The 17,538-nt window shown below is 41.5% G+C and carries 17 protein-coding genes and 1 pseudogene; 7 read left to right on the top strand and 11 right to left on the bottom strand.

The genetic code is table 11. The features are described from left to right. Positions 1–145 precede the first annotated feature (145 nt). Positions 146–955 (top strand): ScpA family protein, encoded by an 810-nt coding sequence (locus HWQ44_RS27575; protein ID WP_292725167.1) that lies wholly within the window; start codon positions 146–148, stop codon positions 953–955. Positions 956–1,187: 232 nt separating this feature from the next. Next, complete coding sequence (locus HWQ44_RS27570) at positions 1,188–2,357, top strand: NDP-sugar synthase (protein WP_292725166.1); 1,170 nt, start codon at positions 1,188–1,190, stop codon at positions 2,355–2,357. A gap of 69 nt (positions 2,358–2,426) precedes the next feature. Here HWQ44_RS27570 and speA read toward each other — a convergent pair whose 3' ends face one another. Together speA and HWQ44_RS27560 are read right to left on the bottom strand one after the other, a co-directional pair. Then, positions 2,427–4,442, bottom strand: a complete 2,016-nt coding sequence (gene speA, locus HWQ44_RS27565; protein WP_292725165.1) for a biosynthetic arginine decarboxylase — start codon at positions 4,440–4,442, stop codon at positions 2,427–2,429. Between the two features lie 20 nt (positions 4,443–4,462). Further along, positions 4,463–4,639: a hypothetical protein gene (locus HWQ44_RS27560; protein WP_292725164.1), complete on the bottom strand. Its 177-nt coding sequence runs from the start codon at positions 4,637–4,639 to the stop codon at positions 4,463–4,465. Positions 4,640–4,776: 137 nt separating this feature from the next. Between HWQ44_RS27560 and ndk the strand changes: the two genes are divergently transcribed. Beyond that, on the top strand, positions 4,777–5,226 hold the full coding sequence (gene ndk / locus HWQ44_RS27555) for a nucleoside-diphosphate kinase (protein ID WP_191758145.1): 450 nt from the start codon (positions 4,777–4,779) through the stop codon (positions 5,224–5,226). Between the two features lie 109 nt (positions 5,227–5,335). Here the strand turns inward: ndk and HWQ44_RS27550 are convergent, their stop codons facing one another. Further along, positions 5,336–6,058 carry a TerC family protein gene (locus HWQ44_RS27550; RefSeq protein ID WP_292725163.1) on the bottom strand — a complete coding sequence of 241 codons (723 nt, stop codon included), beginning with the start codon at positions 6,056–6,058 and terminating at the stop codon, positions 5,336–5,338. A gap of 288 nt (positions 6,059–6,346) precedes the next feature. On the opposite strand from HWQ44_RS27550, the gene HWQ44_RS27545 reads away from it, so the two are divergent. Continuing rightward, entirely contained in the window at positions 6,347–6,508 is a 162-nt protein-coding gene (locus HWQ44_RS27545; protein WP_334727543.1) for a DUF5615 family PIN-like protein, read from the top strand. 100 nt (positions 6,509–6,608) lie between these two features. On the opposite strand, the gene HWQ44_RS27540 is transcribed toward HWQ44_RS27545, so the two are convergent. The 4 genes from HWQ44_RS27540 to HWQ44_RS27525 are packed head-to-tail and all read right to left on the bottom strand — an operon-like array spanning position 6,609 to position 11,573. Continuing rightward, positions 6,609–7,994: an EH signature domain-containing protein gene (locus tag HWQ44_RS27540; RefSeq protein ID WP_292725162.1), complete on the bottom strand. Its 1,386-nt coding sequence runs from the start codon at positions 7,992–7,994 to the stop codon at positions 6,609–6,611. Between the two features lie 13 nt (positions 7,995–8,007). Beyond that, complete coding sequence (locus HWQ44_RS27535; RefSeq protein ID WP_292725161.1) at positions 8,008–8,694, bottom strand: OmpA family protein; 687 nt, start codon at positions 8,692–8,694, stop codon at positions 8,008–8,010. Beyond that, a complete protein-coding gene (locus HWQ44_RS27530; protein ID WP_292725160.1) occupies positions 8,651–11,158 on the bottom strand; it encodes a hypothetical protein in 2,508 nt (835 codons plus the stop codon). Before HWQ44_RS27530 ends, HWQ44_RS27535 begins: the two co-directional genes overlap by 44 nt. A 25-nt stretch (positions 11,159–11,183) precedes the next feature. Then, complete coding sequence (locus HWQ44_RS27525; protein ID WP_292725159.1) at positions 11,184–11,573, bottom strand: hypothetical protein; 390 nt, start codon at positions 11,571–11,573, stop codon at positions 11,184–11,186. A gap of 381 nt (positions 11,574–11,954) precedes the next feature. Here HWQ44_RS27525 and HWQ44_RS27520 point away from each other — a divergent pair, with 381 nt between their 5' ends. Beyond that, positions 11,955–12,224 (top strand): hypothetical protein, encoded by a 270-nt coding sequence (locus HWQ44_RS27520; RefSeq protein WP_292725158.1) that lies wholly within the window; start codon positions 11,955–11,957, stop codon positions 12,222–12,224. Continuing rightward, positions 12,221–12,472 carry a type II toxin-antitoxin system RelE/ParE family toxin gene (locus tag HWQ44_RS27515; protein ID WP_292725157.1) on the top strand — a complete coding sequence of 84 codons (252 nt, stop codon included), beginning with the start codon at positions 12,221–12,223 and terminating at the stop codon, positions 12,470–12,472. Before HWQ44_RS27520 ends, HWQ44_RS27515 begins: the two co-directional genes overlap by 4 nt. Before the next feature lie 92 nt (positions 12,473–12,564). On the opposite strand, the gene HWQ44_RS27510 is transcribed toward HWQ44_RS27515, so the two are convergent. The 4 genes and pseudogenes from HWQ44_RS27510 to HWQ44_RS27495 form a co-directional block, all read right to left on the bottom strand. Then, positions 12,565–13,005 carry a hypothetical protein gene (locus tag HWQ44_RS27510; protein WP_292725206.1) on the bottom strand — a complete coding sequence of 147 codons (441 nt, stop codon included), beginning with the start codon at positions 13,003–13,005 and terminating at the stop codon, positions 12,565–12,567. Between the two features lie 68 nt (positions 13,006–13,073). After that, positions 13,074–13,763 (bottom strand): hypothetical protein, encoded by a 690-nt coding sequence (locus tag HWQ44_RS27505; RefSeq protein ID WP_292725156.1) that lies wholly within the window; start codon positions 13,761–13,763, stop codon positions 13,074–13,076. Between the two features lie 103 nt (positions 13,764–13,866). Beyond that, positions 13,867–14,526: pseudogene (locus HWQ44_RS27500) on the bottom strand (Uma2 family endonuclease). Positions 14,527–14,579: 53 nt separating this feature from the next. Then, positions 14,580–15,224 carry a restriction endonuclease subunit R gene (locus tag HWQ44_RS27495; protein WP_292725155.1) on the bottom strand — a complete coding sequence of 215 codons (645 nt, stop codon included), beginning with the start codon at positions 15,222–15,224 and terminating at the stop codon, positions 14,580–14,582. A 232-nt stretch (positions 15,225–15,456) separates the two neighbouring features. On the opposite strand from HWQ44_RS27495, the gene acs reads away from it, so the two are divergent. Next, positions 15,457–17,430: an acetate--CoA ligase gene (gene acs / locus HWQ44_RS27490; protein ID WP_292725154.1), complete on the top strand. Its 1,974-nt coding sequence runs from the start codon at positions 15,457–15,459 to the stop codon at positions 17,428–17,430. The last annotated feature ends 108 nt before the right edge of the window (positions 17,431–17,538 follow it).

The following is a 17,538-nucleotide window of genomic DNA, read 5'->3' as shown; positions in this document are numbered from 1 at the left end:
ACAAATTTTAGAGGATACTACCAGCAGGCAATTCCAGAATAAAAGCAGCACAAGCGAATGTATAGAGTCGCTTTGCCAATAGTCAATTAGTTTAGTGTTGAATTTACAGTCTTTTTATTCTCATTAATTAACTTAGAACCTGTTGATGGAAGCTTCCGAGCTCTTAGAAACAATTACATTTTTGATTTACCAAGCCGAGCAGGGGGAAATTGATCCTTGGGATGTCCAAGTGATTGAGGTAATTGACCGCTATTTAGAACTGATGGCACCAGGGGCAATAACAAGAGGTTATGAAGCGGATTTGTCTCAATCGGGACAGGCATTTTTGTCAGCATCAATGCTGGTACTATTCAAAGCCAATACTTTGATGCAGTTGTCAACAGTAGGAGATGCACAGGATGGTGTAGAAGATGATGCTCTATTGGCAGATGAAGACGGTGTATCACATCAAGGTCATCGTCTACCATTAGAACGGCAATTGCGTCGTCGTCCAGCGGCAATGCCGCCACCAAAACGCCGTGTGACTCTGCAAGAGTTAATCAAGCAATTGCAGATCATGGCTAACCAACTGAAACTAGTAGAAAAAGTCAGCAAACCTCTCCGTCCTAGGCGTCAACCTAGCGTCCAAAGTATGCGGGAGGCGCTAGAGTTAGCTCATCAGGAAAATTTGACAGAAGTTGCTGGAGAACTGGAGCAGGTGTTGAATTTGTCAGCAAGAGAGTTAAATTCAGAACAAAATTGGTTGAATTTAGAACAACTCGTAGAGTTGTGGACTCAGACAAAACTTTTGAACAAAAATGGGTCTGGACATGAGTCTAAACACAGCAAACTAGTTAGCGTTTTCTGGGCACTACTACTACTCTCGGCTCAATCAAAAGTAGAGCTATTTCAAGAGGAGTTTTACCATGAGATTAAAATTCGCTTACTTAGACCCCTTGAACACCCAATGAACTAAGAAAGCCAAAAGTAGCCCTACAGATAATTTACAGATTTTTGATTCAGCCCCAAAATCCGAGTAAATTGAAAAGATAAGCGATCGCTTATCATCTAAGTATATTGATGGTTGCAATAACCACTAAAGTCCTGTTATCCCTGTTGTGAGGGATGACTTAGAGCAGAAATAAAAACTGATGATTAAGTATCACTCGATGAAAGTAAACTGGCTTGTGGTTGAGGAATAAATTTTTATGAAAGCGATGATTCTCGCGGCTGGCAAGGGTACTCGCGTGCGTCCGATTACCTATACAATTCCCAAACCGATGATTCCCATCCTGCAAAAGCCAGTGATGGAGTTCTTGCTGGAACTGTTACGCCAACATGGATTTGACCAGATTATGGTCAACGTTAGTCATTTGGCTGAGGAAATAGAAAACTATTTCCGTGACGGTCAACGCTTTGGGGTACAGATTGCCTATTCCTTTGAAGGGAAAATTGATGACGACGGTAAACTGGAGGGGGAAGCAATCGGTTCAGCTGGAGGGATGCGCCGTATCCAAGACTTCTCACCGTTTTTTGATGATACCTTTGTGGTTTTGTGCGGTGATGCTTTGATTGACTTGGATTTAACTGCGGCGGTCAAATGGCATAGAGCTAAAGGCTCGATCGCCACTATTATTACAAAATCTGTCCCCAAAGAAGAAGTTTCTAGCTACGGTGTGGTTGTCACTGACGAAGAGGGTCGTGTCAAAGCTTTCCAAGAAAAACCTTCAACTGAAGAAGCCCTGAGTACCAACATCAACACAGGTATTTACATCTTTGAGCCAGAAGTTTTTAACTATATCCCCTCTGATGTGGAATATGACATTGGTAGTCAACTATTTCCCAAATTGGTAGAAATCAAAGCTCCCTTTTACGCCATCCCTATGGACTTTGAATGGGTAGATATTGGTAAAGTACCAGACTATTGGCGGGCGATTCGTGGAGTGCTGCTGGGTGAAATCAAAAATGTGCAAATCCCTGGTCATGAAGTCGCCCCTGGCATTTACACTGGCTTAAATGTCGCCGTCAATTGGGACAAGGTGGATATTACAGGCCCCGTTTACATTGGCGGAATGACGAGAATCGAAGACGGAGCTAAAATTGTCGGCCCAGCAATGATTGGCCCCAATTGTTGGATTTGTAGTGGCGCAACAGTGGAAAATAGCGTGATTTTTGAATGGTCGCGCCTGGGCCCTGGAGTCCGGTTAGTCGATAAACTGGTATTTGGACGTTATTGCGTAGATAAAACTGGCGCTGCGATCGATGTTCAAGCTGCTGCTTTAGACTGGCTGATTACCGATGCCCGTCAGACACCACCATCACATACCCCTGTTGAGCGACAAGCGATAGAGGAATTGTTGGGGACAAATGTAAATTAGAGAATGGGGCATGGGGAGCAGGGAGAAGATTTTTCCCCTCTGCCTCTTTCCAATGCCCAATGCCCAATCCTAACTATTTAAGTACGTATATCTTCTGAGACTCTGCTCGTAGGTTTGCAGTAGTCGCTGAGATTCTGCTAGGGTGATGCGTTTTTCTTCTAATGCTTTCTCGCAACGCTGGCGAATGTTTTCCACCATGTCTTCGGAGTCGTACTGGACGTAGCTTACCACTTCACTCATAGTGTCACCTTTGACAACGTGTTCAATCTGGTAGCCTTTGGGTGTTAATTGGATGTGAACAGCGTTGGTGTCGCCAAATAGGTTGTGCAAATTACCCATGATTTCTTGATAAGCTCCATTCAAGAACATCCCCAAATAATAAGGTTCTCCGGGCTTATAGGTGTGCAACTCTAAAACCGACTTGACATCGCGCAGGTCAATAAAGCGGTCGATTTTACCATCACTGTCGCAAGTGAGGTCTGCCAAAATTCCCCGCCGAATTGGTTCTTCATCCAAGCGGTGGATTGGCATGATCGGGAATAGCTGATCGATCGCCCAGCAATCTGGTGCTGATTGAAACACTGACATATTCACGTAGTAGATGGAAGCCATAATCTTTTCTAGGTCTTCCAGTTCATCGGGTACGTATTCTTGCTGTCTAGTGATGTTAAGAATTTTTTGACAACAAGCCCAGTAGAGCCGTTCAGCTTTGGCTCGTTCTCTGAGGCGTAAAATTCCTAAGTTGAAACGACTGATGGCTTCTTCTTTAAATTGTGCAGCATCGTGGTACAACTCTTGGTAATTTTCTTGGTTGATGGATTGAAAGCTTTCCCAAAGATAATTAATAATTGGGGATTCACCCTCTTGTGGAGGTTCTGGCGTATCCAATGGTACGTCACTGGTACTGAGGACATCAAAGATCAGGACTGATTGATGGGAAGCGATCGCTCGTCCACTTTCACTAATCAGTGTTGGTACGGTAATCTGCCGTTCAGCACAGGTATCTTTTAACTCTGCCACGATGTCGTTGGCATAGTTCTGCATGTTGTAATTTTTCGATGCATAGAAGTTGGTTTGGGAGCCATCGTAATCTACGCCCAAGCCACCACCAACATCAAGGTATTTCATATCCGCCCCCAGCATCGCCAATTCTACATAAATCCGGCTGGCTTCTTGGATGGCATCTTTAATCACATTAATGGCAGAGATTTGTGAGCCAATATGGAAGTGCATCAACTGCAAAGAATCAAGCAGGTTAGCTTCCCGTAACTTGTCCACAGCCTCGATTACCTCAGGCATTGTCAAACCAAATTTAGCGCGATCGCCACTAGAGGCTCCCCAACGTCCCATGCCTTGGGTACTGAGTTTAGCACGAACACCTAATATCGGCTTAATACCTAGCTGGCGATTGGCATTAATCACCAAATCAACCTCTTCAATCTGTTCTAAGACAATGATTGGTGTTTGCCCTAGTCTTTGGGCTAACATTGCCGTTTCGATGTATTCTCGGTCTTTGTAGCCGTTGCAAACTAACAATGCTCCTGGTGTATCCAAGACAGCCAGAGCAATCATTAATTCTGGCTTGGAACCGGCTTCTAAACCAAATTGATGGGGTTTGCCAAATTTTACTAAATCCTCGATCAAATGCCGCTCTTGGTTGCATTTGACAGGAAACACGCCACGGTAGACACCAGGGTAATTGTAGCGAGCGATCGCTTTATTAAAACAAGCGTTCAACCGCTCAATTCGGTCTTCCAAAATATCGGAAAAGCGAATCAACATGGGAAGTCCCAAGTTGCGCTGTTTCAAGGCGTTGACTAATTCAAACAAGTCAAGAGATCCCCCGCGATCGCCCTTGGGTGCTACGGTAACGTGACCAGCAGCACTAATGGAAAAATAAGGTTGTCCCCATCCTTCAATGCGGTACAAGGCTTCGCTATCCTCAATTTTCCAGGAGCGAGGTAAATCTCCTGTGGTAGGACTAGGTGGTAACAGTTTTTTTTGTTTATGATTTTTCACTTCAGATTTTTGTCCATTGGACGGTAGTACCACCTCGTCAGATGTAGCAGTTGACTCAACACCCATTTCTTCCTAACCTCTGTTTTTCACCCACGAGTTAACAATTTAGCGCATTCATCTGAGAACGTATATGCACCCAAAGATAATTTCTGAGATAAACTCTGATTGGTCAAGAGTTGTATGTCATTAGTCATTGGTGAGCCAGTGCGGTCTTGGGGGTTTCCCCCATGAGCAACTGGCGAACCCGAAGGGTCATTAGTCACGGGTCATTAGTGCAAAATCCTTGGACTCAATACAGAGGATGAAGAACAAATGACAAATGACATAGACGCGCCAGCGGCTTCCCGCAGGGTAGGACAATTGACTAGATAAAAACTTTATTAAGCTTTGGGAGATAGCAATGGAACGTACATTCTTAGCAATTAAGCCTGATGGAGTACAGCGGGGATTAGTGGGGGAAATTATCCGTCGCTTTGAAACTAAAGGTTTTACCCTAGTTGGTTTAAAGTTCCTGAAAGTCAGTCGGGAATTGGCTGAACAACACTATGATGTTCACCGAGAACGTCCCTTTTTTGGTGGTCTAGTCGAATTTATCACTTCTAGCCCAGTGGTGGCGATGGTATGGGAAGGTGATGGCGTCGTTGCATCTGCTAGAAAGATTATTGGTGCGACAAACCCTTTAACAGCAGAGCCAGGAACGATTCGCGGCGATTTTGGTCTAAATATTGGTCGCAACTTAATCCACGGTTCTGATGCTCAAGAAACCGCGCAACGGGAAATAGCCCTATGGTTTAAGGATGAAGAATTGGTCAGTTGGCAACCACACTTAACGCCTTGGTTACACGAGTAAGGGGGAGACACGATTAATCGCGTCTGTACAAAAGTTAGGAGTAGAGACGCGATTAATCGCGTCTGTAAAGGAGTTAGGAATTAAAAATTTCTCACTCCTCACTCCTCACTTACTTAGAGACTTCGCTCTTTTCTGGTTCCACTTGGGGTAATTCAGTACTAACGCGCTTAGAAAATCCCCAGCCTAAAATCAGGAAGATGGCAGCAATCATGATCCATTCTGGTGGAACTAAACTATCGTTCACCACTTTCAACAACAAACGTAAGCCCACCAAGGCCACAGTTACATAGCCTGCGTCTTCTAGGTTTTCATATTCGTCTAGCCAACGGATAAACAATCCCGCCATGAATCGCAGCGTAATAATACCAATTGTTGCACCCGTCAGTACTAGCCATTTTTCTTGAGAAACTGCGATCGCAGTTGTCACGCTATCCAAAGAAAATGCCAAATCTGTAAATGCAATTACGGGTATCGCTTGCAACAATGAATTAAAGCGCGGCCCGTGATGGCGATCGTCTTTGGATTCTTCCGAGGTAAAGTGTTGGAATACCAACCAAAGCAGATAAGCAGCGCCCAATAATTCAAATTGCCAGAATTGTTGTACCCAAGTGGCAGTTAAAATCAGGGTGATTCGCAGCACATAGGCAACGACTAAACCAAAGTTCAAAGCTTTGCGCTCAAGTTCTTTGTCTTCCAGCCCCCGAGCGATCGCAGCGAGGGCGATGGCATTGTCGGCAGATAACAGCGCCTCTAAAAGCACCAGGATCAGCAGAACTATCGGGGCTTCAACGCTGAAATGAAAGTCGAGGTAATCAAAAATTCGGTCTAGCATTCCGGGTTTCTCAAGCAGAAAAAATTAAAATTTGACAAGAACAGAGATTTGCATATTAAAAAGCGCAATAAATTGCTACTCTAGTCCAGCTTAACGTGGTTGTGGTGCATTTTGAAGGGGGTTGAATGGATGCGATCACCGTGTCATAATGACAATATTAGTATTATTTAATACATAAAATATTTTAATATCTAGCTTAGTGCGATCGCAATGGACTGCTGTCAGTTCGCATCTAGAATTAGAAAATAACAACAAAAATTAGGAGAAAATGCTACGCCAGATAATGAGATTAATGCCGTATCAATTCAACAGAATCGAATTTTAATTACTAAAGATGTGGATTTTGTCAACTCTTTTTTAACAGTTCAGCAACCTTATAAATTACTTTTAATCACGACAGGGAATATCAATAACTCAGAATTGGAATCCCTTTTTACTTTTTATAGCTAACTTCCAATCTGTAGTTGAATTGTTTAAGCAGCATTCCTATATTGAAATAAATCGAGACACCATTATTGTGCATCAGTAGTCTCTATAAAAATTTCTAATATCACACATAGACTCGATGTTGCCGTTCCAGATATTCAATTTCTCTTTTCCACCGCCCAAGCCTGTTTTCTCGCTGTTGTAATTGATCTGCTGTCGGGTTTCTGTAAGATTCAGTACCTGGATTTGGGTTAATTCCCTTATTTGCAAGCCATTGGCGGCAAAAGAATTGCCAAAGAAATTCATGATCGTGCTTATCGCCACCCAGACAACGAATCCGCTTGACTGAAAGTGTGGATTCACTAAAAAGGATTTGCTCATTTCTGGAATTTTTCGGAAACAGGCGTGTCTCACTACCTCTTCCACGAAAGAATTCGACTACAAACCACTCACCAAAATCGAATATACAAACCTCTGTTGGGTCGCTACCATCATCCTCTAATAGATCAACATCACCTTGGATTTGATACCCTATGGCAATTTGTGATGTCTTGGGTAACAAGATACGAAGCCGTTCAAAGCGGTTACTGTAATTAGCCCAAAAATCCCTGCGGCTACATAGCCGATTTGACTCGAAGTTTTCTAAATCTAGCTTGTTCAATATGAGATTTACTAACTTTTGGAAATCACCATAATTGATACCTCCAATCCACTCTCGAAGTCTTTGCCTTGCTGGATCTGAAAGTTTATACCAATTTTCACCATTTCTATAGTTATGTCTCAACCAATCAACCAGTAAAGAATGATTGCTAGCTATATCATTGGAAACATTAGTGAGTAAATGATTAACAGCTTTTATTTGCTGACTATCTGACATTTCATCCAAACAACTTAGTAGCCATATAACTTGCTGCTGATTTGGAGAGCGAATTGTAGTAAAATAGGGAGTTATGTCTTCTATAAAGTTGCTGAATAATGGAATCCAAACAGGTAAATATTCTTTGATTATGTTTAGCAATTCAGTTCGATTAATACGGTGTTCACAAGCAATTTTTGCTAATTCTATACCTGCTTGTGTACTGCGAAATGCCCGAATAATTTGAAATGGTAGCAGGTGACTAACTAAATCAGAATTAGCAAAGATATCAAAAGATTCAGCGAAAGACTGTGCTAACACCTGTTCTTGCCAATCACCATAATAAAGAGCTAAACGCCACAATAGCTGATGTTGCAACCATGAGTTAGAAATTGCTACCTTCCAAATGGCTGCTGATATTTTCCTAGATCGGTCAATATTTTGCTGATCCCACTGTGCTTTAGCATGGATGCAGTAAATCCAGTCCAACCTACTTACTCGATCAGCTTTACCCTGTTCAATAGCTTCCAATACTTTATCAACACTTGGTATTAATATTGTTGCATTTGGTAACTTACTTGCAAGTTGAATAAGTTGATTAGGACTACACTGGGGAGTTTCAGGTAGGGAAGGAATGGAAAACTGAGAATTCAATTTTTTAGCTCTTTTAAAGAGAGGTTTTTACAGTATCTTTCTTTAACTCATCACTGCGAAACTGAAAGCGGAAAACTACCTTGCGATCGCCTGGATTATCACGTTTCTTGTCAGATTCTATTTCTCCACGACCAGCAGCTAATATTTTCTGGCTTAAAGGTGCTTTGGTAGGGAAATTCATATCATAGAAAATGTAGTTGTAAACTGATGCTGATCGCAACAAGCTTAGTTGTAGATTGGTTTTATTGTCTCCATCTGAGCTAGTGTGACCTTCTATGACTACCCGGCTAATTTCCTTCTCAAATTCTGGTTTTGAGAAAATAACGCCACTGTAAACAGGAATAAAGCTGCGTAGGAAGGTTTTACCTTCTGGTTTAAGTTCTGTACTTCCCTTGGCAAAAAGAATTGATTCTTGGATACTGACATCCCCTGTTTCTGGGTTGACTTTAACATTGATGTTATTGCTTTTCATCTGTCCCACAACATTACCAATTACTACCCGTTTTGGTGCATCTTTTTGTGCAAGTTGGAGTAGTGTAGTGATAAATAGCAACGCAAAAAACATTAGTAAACTAGACATTATATCGGCAATAGACAGATAGATACTAGAGTCATCCTCCTCTACAATCTCTGCATTAATTTCACCTCTGATAAAATCATCCATGACTACTTCCACTATTACCAAATTGGCGGTTATCATGTGCAGCAACTAGAACTTTTGCTGTCTCTAGTAAACCTCCGCAAACTCTAGCCATAGAAGTATCTGCTTGCTGGAAAAAGCTTAACTGTGAATCAACAGTCCTTTGCATAGAAACTTCAAGATGACTTTGCCAAGCCTGAAGGCTATTATCGAATTTTTCATTCAAATTTTTGTATGACTTGTCAACTATGTTCACTTGCTTGGCAATATCAGTAGTAAGATTTGCTAGTTGTATTAGTCGTTGTGAATCGTTTAATCCAGCCGCAATAACTAATTGGTTAATTTGTTCGACGGACTTCTGAATTTTTGTCATACTTTCGTCTACTTCTTGAGTCAATTTACTACGTCTTTCAAATTCCTCCCTGAAGACTTGATCGAGATTATTCACAACCCCAGATAATCCTTCCTGTTGTTTGCCTAGCGTCACCTCAAGTAAGTTGTTTTGTTTGTGAAAGAATGTCTGTAAATTTGTTTGATATTCTTCCCTAAATTTTGTCAAATCATCTTCTACTGTTTGGCGGGTAGCTGTGAGTGTTGCGTCGATATTTCCTAAAGTAGCCAGAAGATTATCCTTCGCACCATTCATCAACCCAGAAGCTTGATTACCAACTGTTTGTAGAGTATTAGTTTGCTCATGAAAGGTTCTATTTGCTTGGGTGAGAATATGGATAATTCCAGTCCGAGTAGCTTGAAGCGTCTCCTGTTCTACTATTGCGCGTTCTTGTAGTGCTGTTTGCAGTTCCTCTCGAATTCCTCGGAAGGTAGCAGCAGCTTGCACTGCACTTGCTTCAAAAGCACTTCGCTGGGCTGTCATTCCTTCGATACTCTGAACTACACCTCGATTAATTTCGTGGGCTGTTTGTTGTATAACTGCCGTAGTTTCAGTTTGGAATTGACTCAAAGTTTGTCCCATATTGTTAGCAAATCCTTGAAGCATCTGCTGTTCTACTGCTGCACGTTCTTGTAGCGCTGTCTGAAGTTCCTCTCGAATTCCTCGGAAGGTAGCAGCAGCTTGCACTGCACTTGCTTCAAAAGCACTTCGCTGGGCTGTCATTCCTTCGATACTCTGAACTACACCTCGATTAATTTCGTGGGCTGTTTGTTGTATAACTGCCGTAGTTTCAGTTTGGAATTGACTCAAAGTTTGTCCCATATTGTTAGCAAATCCTTGAAGCATCTGCTGTTCTACTGCTGCACGTTCTTGTAGCGCTGTCTGAAGTTCCTCTCGAATTCCTCGGAAGGTAGCAGCAGCTTGCACTGCACTTGTTTCAAAAGCACTTCGCTGGGCTGTCAGTCCTTGGATACTCTGATCTACAGCTCGATTAATTTCGTCGGCTGTTTGCTGTAAAACCCCTTTTGTATCTGTTTTAAATTGATTGAGAGTGTCTCCCAAATTCTTAGCAAATCCTTGGAGTTCTACCAAAGTCTTTTTTTGAAAGTTCTCAATTGTCAGGATGGAACTTGCCAAACTTTGAGATATACCACTCAATTCTCTATGCAGAGTCAGCACAGCTTCGGAAGCTTGTTGGGTTAACTCTGCACTTTTATCTAGTCGATCTGCAATCGGTTCGAGTACCTGAATTCGCAAATCTTTGATGAGCTCTTCTAAAACTCTCTGTCCCTGGTTTTCTTGAATTTCTCGGAGTTTTTTCTGTTCTTTGAATATTTCTCCCAAGGCTGGCTTAATCTGCTGACCTACGGCTTGACCAATAGCTTGGGCTGACAACTGATTTAAACCTGCGAGTTGTTCTGCAATACTCCTACCTACAGCTTGACCAATGCCTTCTGCATTTAGCTGCTTTAACCCAGTCAAGTTTTTTGCTACAAGAGTAAGTGCTTCAGCTATTTCATGGTTGGCATTGTCTGTTGTTTTTAAAGTTGCGATCGCCTTCAATTTGTGACGCAAACTATCACGCCGTATCTGGCGTAGCGAATCACACCCAAACAAAACTAGAAGAAACAAGCTACCAGAACCAAGCCCCATCATGGAAGTGGAGAAAGCTGTTTTCATTCCCACCAGTAGCTCTTTACTGGCAGTTATCAGTTCTTTGGTATCTTCTGTAGATAAATTAATTCCTTGGAGTCCCTGTTGTATACCATAAAAGGTTCCTAAAAGACCAATAGCAGTACATAAGGTTGTCACGAAGCGTAGGGAACTGCGAGGTATTGGGTGGGCTAAGACAGATGGATACTTTATAAGTATGAAGTTACCATCTTGTTGTCTGAATCTACTAGAGTCATCAGTTCCTAGATGGTCTTTTAACCAGGGGCGAATTTTGTTTGAAAGCTTTACATTTTTACCCTTTTTAAAATTACTCAAAAATTTAATAGAGGCTCCATCTGTGCCACAATACTGCAATAATGTGTAAAGCTCGACAATAATTGCAACTATTAACACAAAAGCAATTGCCCAATGAAAAGGTTCGTTATGCCAAATAATGTTCCAAACTTTTGTTATTTCCACGCTGCACCCCTCTTGTTTGTCTTGGTTATATCTTTTTGAATTGCTTTAATTCTTTATCCGTAAGAACTTCTTCAGCTATTCGTATTGGGAGATGCTCTGCATACAGGCGTTCTCCTATAGGTTTCCGAAGACGTAAGCTGTAAAGTGGTTCACCTTCTGATTGTTTATCCTCAATTAAATAAACCTGTTTTGGTGCATAGCTTCGCAACAAACGCACCTGCAAACAGGTTTTTAAATCCCGTGAAGAAACAGATAGGGGTGAATCTTGTCCGAATAATTCACAAGCCACTTTCCATGCGTGGTTAATTGCCACAATCTCTTGAACCAATTTCTCCACCGAGGGGTACAATAGTTTCGCAGTTTCACTAATCAATGCTTTTGACCTACCTGCCTTCAATAGGTCTATAGTTCCCAAAATGGAAACTTATTTAACTTTTTTGCTAAAGTTATATTGATAAAAGTAATTTTTGATGTCAAATTGCTCTTTGGGCGTTGAAGTTGAAAAGGTGCGGTGTATAAATTAACCTTTTCGCAATGCCATTCCTATTTAATAGACGATGCCTTAATAATGCACCCTACAAATTGGGTATTTTTTACTGGTATTTTGCTAATTATTATATTGAATAAAACCAACTAATTAACAAACAATTGAATTATTTAAAGTGTGTCAGGATTTAACTCAGATGTACCTACCAATTTACTTGGTGAGATTAGATGAACGGACAACACGTATTTATATTCTGGCTGGACAAAGTTTTGAAGTCGAAATATTGCCAAATGGGAGGGTAAGATATTTATGACTAAGGCAAATTTTCAAGGGATGACTAAACAAGAGTTAAGAGCTTATGTATTGAAACATCGAGACAATCGCAAAGCTTTTTATGCATTAACGGACAAACTTAGAGAAGAACCAGGGATTGAAATTACCTCAACAGAGCAGATGCATGAGCTAATTGAAGCAAGGTTAGATGAGGCTGATGCAAGAGATGCTTATAAGGTACTAGAGGAAATTGCAGAGCTGGGGACAACACCCTTGGAAGACATTAAAAGAGAGCTAGGGATATGAGCTACCAAGTAACATTAGTACCTTCGGCTGTGCAGAAAATTACAGAATTGGACTCAGAGGTGCAGCAACGGCTAGCACAAAAGTTAGAGGAACTAGCATTAAATCCACGTTCAGAAGATGCTCATCCATTGAAGGACACCGAAGGGCTGTATAAGCTTCGTTTGGGTGAATACCGCATTATTTACCAAATTCAGAATCAACCATTACTACTAACGGTGATAAAGATTGCACATCTCAAAGATTATTAAAGCTTATCTGGAAAAGCGATCGCCTATATGCTAACCTATGGCAATCAAAATAAAACTTCAAAATTTAATCTACCACTACGCAACTAAAAATCTCACAAAATCTCTGCTAACTTTCCCACTAGAGTATTTGCTAAATCTAAGAACCTGATATCATCTGTATCAACACTATTTCCTTCACCAGATAACAGATTTTTTACAGCAGATAACCTGTCATTGGTTTCAGAAATTCTCCAAACTTCATCTAAGTTTACTGCAAAATCAAACAGCGATCGCTCGCCTAAATGCTCTCTTATCTTAACAGCTACACTATCATTACTTACCAGAAATTCTTTAATATTATCTAATTGAAAATTACCTAATATTTCATCATGTCCCCACGTTTCTAGCCAGTCTCCCTCCACATCCTCAACGTAAATATTGACAAAATCAACCCCATAAGTTAGCCAGTTCTGCTGCATTTGTCGCGCTGTCGCTAAAGCTTCAGCAAATGTATCTACTTGATTGTTGCAGTGAGTTTCTCTTTTATTAGCCATAGAAGCTGTAATTAGCAGGTAAGTATGTAGGCTATAACACAAATCTTGAATATCAAATTCCAGAAATTTCACGAAAATTTCAAATATTTGCCACCAGAAAGGTAATCACTGTTATACAGGGCCACGTTGACTAACTGGTTGACAAAATTAGCGTCCTTGGGATTGTAACTTAAGAACAATCCTCTCTCGATTTCCCACGATCGCAGTGTATTTTGCCAAGCTTGGTACTTTTGTTGATTGAGTTCTTCACTAACACTGGTAACTTGAATGCACAGTGGTTGATTGTTACGACTAACAATTAAATCTGTTGCCATAGAAAGGTCGGCAATATAACGCTGCCAAAAATTACCTTCTCGCTGAACAATATCTTGGGCTATTGATCTAATGATATCATTATCAACCTGATTAAATTCGCCTGCCATCAATTTTTGTTTCCAAATATAAAACTTGGAGTCACTTGCATTGATCCATCTGGGAAATAGATAACCGTACCAATATCTCTCAATCGGCGTCATCATCTCGAACTTTGCTTTTTGTTCCTCTTCTGAAGGTAAGGATTTGATCATCAGCCATATTGTCGAATCCGTAATCACCTCTAGCAGAAAGGCGATGACAAAGGGTTTTGCAGTCAGTGAACCTGGCTTGATGTTTTTTACCCAACGATTGATTTCATCTAATCTTCTCGCTAAATTATGATCTATCGAGGAGGCTTGCTCGATAAGGGACTTTAGCTTATCCTTAATTTCTTGTGCTTGCAATCGATGCCCTACTTTCAGAAGATTACGCTTTTTTTACACATTGATAACTAGATTTTAACTTGAAAATGTCTTTAGTTAATTTCCTGATGTAATCAAATATTCTCTAGATCGATGCCCTGTATACGTAAACCTCCCGCAGTCTAGCAATTTCTTGCTCTGCTCGTTCGGCACGTTCTTCTGCCTGTGCGGCACGTAAACGTTCTTGTTCAGCCAAGTCTTCTGATGATAGTATTAATTGATTTTCAGTAGTGAAGAATCTTAATTTACCTTCATAAACTCCCAAATAAAGTTTTAACTGCTGACTCCAAAAACGTCCATCAGTAGTGGTTTGAATTTCTTGATACTTTCCATCAACTAGATGAAATCCCTGGAATTCCATTGTTACAGGAGCAAACCAGAAATAATCTGGGGTACGGAAGGTATCTTGATAAACTTGTTTTTTTAAACCTTTATCAACTGCTGCCGTTGAACTTGACAAAATTTCCACAATCAGGTTAGGATATTTCCCGTCTTATTGCCAAACTACCCAACTCTTACGGTCTTTTTTCTGGGTTCCCAAAACTACAAAAAAGTCTGGACCACGGAAGCTTTCTGATTTTTTTTGGTTAGGACTGTAGTAAATCGTCAAATTGCCATCAGCATAAAAATCTTGACACTCTCGCCACCATAATTTAAGTATGCGAATCAGCAAATCGATTTGGTCGCGGTGCAGGTCACTTTCTAAGGCTGGTTCGTCACTCAGTATATCACCAGGAAGAAAAATAACTTCGTCTTCTGAAAGACTATCAGCGAGCGCTCCGCAATTCTACGTTGATGTTACTGAAAATTCGGTAACTTGCAGATGGCTTTGAAAACTTGTAACAACTGAATTGCACCGGGAGATTCATTCAGATTTAATAATGGCATTAATTGATAAGTTGGCTGCTCGTCACGTCTTAAATAAACAAATTGATAACGCAGTCCATTAGTTACCAAACCCCAAACTGATGGTTGTTGATCTAAACTTTTAAAAGCATAAGTAAGTAATTGAGGTAAACCCTCACCCACTTCAATCGCACTATTTTTAGTTTCAATTACTACAACCAAAAAGGGCGGCGCAATATTACTTTGAGGATTATTGATTGCTAAAATATCCATCCGTCCAGTAATTCTTTTGTCTTCATCTTCGACTGCGATCGCAATGCTATCTTCCATTGTCAACCGAATCGGCACATCGTAGAATCCTGAGAGCCGCATTAAGGGTGCGATCGTTAAGAATTTAACCAACCCTTCAGAAATTTTACCTGCACTTAAATAACGATCAAAGTCGTTTCTGATTCGTAATAAATCCTGCTGTTCAAAGTCAGAGAGTGGTTCTAGCCTTAAGAAATCTGTAAATGAACCATTGGAAAGCTTTTCTAGTTTGAGAAAGCGATGAACATCGTTGAGAGATAAGCTGCTAGCTTCAACAGTGAGCGTCATAATTTCAGGTTTTTCTTGTCAAGACTACTTATATTTTGCAACATTGGCAGTAGATAGGTTGCAATGTAACCTCTTTACATTTCTTGATCGCTTGCTTTTGCTAGATGAAAATGAATGTAAACTAAATAACTCGGCAATTTCTACCCAGCTTAACGAAAATCTAAACATTGTCTAGCACAACTGGGCTAAAAATGGTTTTTAGTAACAATAGCGATCGCACTCATAACTAATCATGTCTCAACCAACTATAGAATCAATCCTACAAGAGAACCGCCTTTTTCATCCTACCTCGGAATTCTCGCAGAACGCCCATATCAAAAGCCTGGATGACTATCAGCGTCTCTACGCTCAAGCCAAAGCCGATCCACAGCAATTTTGGGCAGATTTGGCTGGAAAAGAATTAGAATGGTTCCAAAAATGGGATACAGTTTTAGACTGGCAACCACCTTTTGCTAAGTGGTTCGTTGGTGGTAAAATTAATATTTCTTACAACTGTCTTGACAGACATCTCACTACCTGGCGCAAAAATAAAGCTGCACTGATTTGGGAAGGAGAGCCAGGTGATTCCCGTACCCTTACCTACGCCCAACTGCACCGGGAAGTTTGCCAGTTCGCTAATGTATTGAAGCAACTAGGCGTACAAAAAGGCGATCGCGTCGGTATATATATGCCGATGATTCCCGAAGCTGCGATCGCAATGTTAGCCTGTGCGAGAATTGGCGCACCCCACAGCGTAGTATTTGGTGGTTTTAGTGCCGAAGCTTTGCGCGATCGCTTAATTGATGCTCAAGCTAAACTGGTAATCACAGCTGATGGTGGTTGGCGCAAAGATGCGATCGTTCCTCTCAAGGAACAGGTAGATAAAGCCTTAGCTGATGGTGCTGTTCCCAGTATAGAAAACGTCCTAGTTGTCAAGCGCACCGGACAAGAAACTGATATGCAGTTGGGCGGACGCGATCATTGGTGGCACGATTTGCAAAAAGGTGTATCAGCAGATTGTCCCGCCGAAGCAATGGACAGCGAAGATATGCTGTTTGTCCTTTACACTTCTGGCAGTACGGGCAAACCGAAGGGTGTAGTGCATACAACTGCTGGTTATAATCTGTATACCCATATCACCACTAAGTGGATATTCGACCTTCAGGACACAGATGTATATTGGTGTACTGCCGATGTAGGTTGGATTACGGGACATAGCTACATTGTCTACGGCCCCCTTTCCAATGGTGCAACCACGATAATGTATGAAGGTGCGCCCCGTGCTTCTAATCCTGGCTGTTTCTGGGATGTAATTGAAAAATACGGCGTTAATATTTTTTATACCGCACCTACAGCAATTCGGGCATTTATTAAGATGGGTGAACACCATCCGAATGCGCGAAACTTATCTTCGTTGCGTTTGTTGGGAACCGTTGGCGAACCAATTAACCCGGAAGCTTGGATGTGGTATCACAAAGTTATTGGTGGCGATCGCTGTCCAATTGTGGATACTTGGTGGCAAACGGAAACCGGCGGTATCATGATTACACCGCTACCAGGGGCGATTCCCACCAAACCCGGTTCTGCAACTCTTCCCTTCCCCGGAATTATTGCAGATGTCGTAGATTTGGAAGGAAACACCGTACCCAATAACGAAGGCGGTTATCTGGCGGTGCGACATCCGTGGCCAGGAATGATGCGGACAGTCTACGGCGATCCAGAACGCTTTCGCCGCACCTACTGGGAACACATTCCGCCCCAAGATGGTAAATATACTTACTTTGCTGGTGATGGTGCTAGACAAGATGAAGACGGCTACTTCTGGGTAATGGGTCGTGTGGATGATGTACTGAATGTCTCAGGGCATCGACTCGGTACAATGGAAGTAGAATCAGCTTTAGTTTCTCATCCAGCGGTTGCAGAAGCGGCAGTAGTGGGTAAACCAGATGAACTTAAGGGTGAAGAAGTAGTTGCTTTTGTGACTCTAGAAGGCACTTATCAGGGAAGTGAGGAACTGATTAAAGAACTTAAACTGCACGTCGTCAAAGAAATAGGTGCGATCGCACGTCCTGGAGAAATTCGCTTTACAGACTCTTTGCCCAAAACGCGATCGGGTAAGATTATGCGGCGCTTGCTGCGGAATCTAGCTGCCGGACAAGAGGTATCTGGAGATACTTCGACATTGGAAGATCGCAGTGTATTGGATAAGTTACGAGAAGGCGCGTAAATAATTTCAAATGAGCTTAGTAGGGACGCACATATATGCATTGGTGTCAACTTAAGCCGAAAACTATATTGGGTAGGTGTTTTACACATCACGCCCTTATCCCCTAAC

Origin of the sequence: Nostoc sp. JL34 (assembly GCF_017114945.1) — a bacterium.
GTDB lineage: Bacteria > Cyanobacteriota > Cyanobacteriia > Cyanobacteriales > Nostocaceae > Nostoc.
This window is presented reverse-complemented; position numbering and strand designations above follow the sequence as displayed.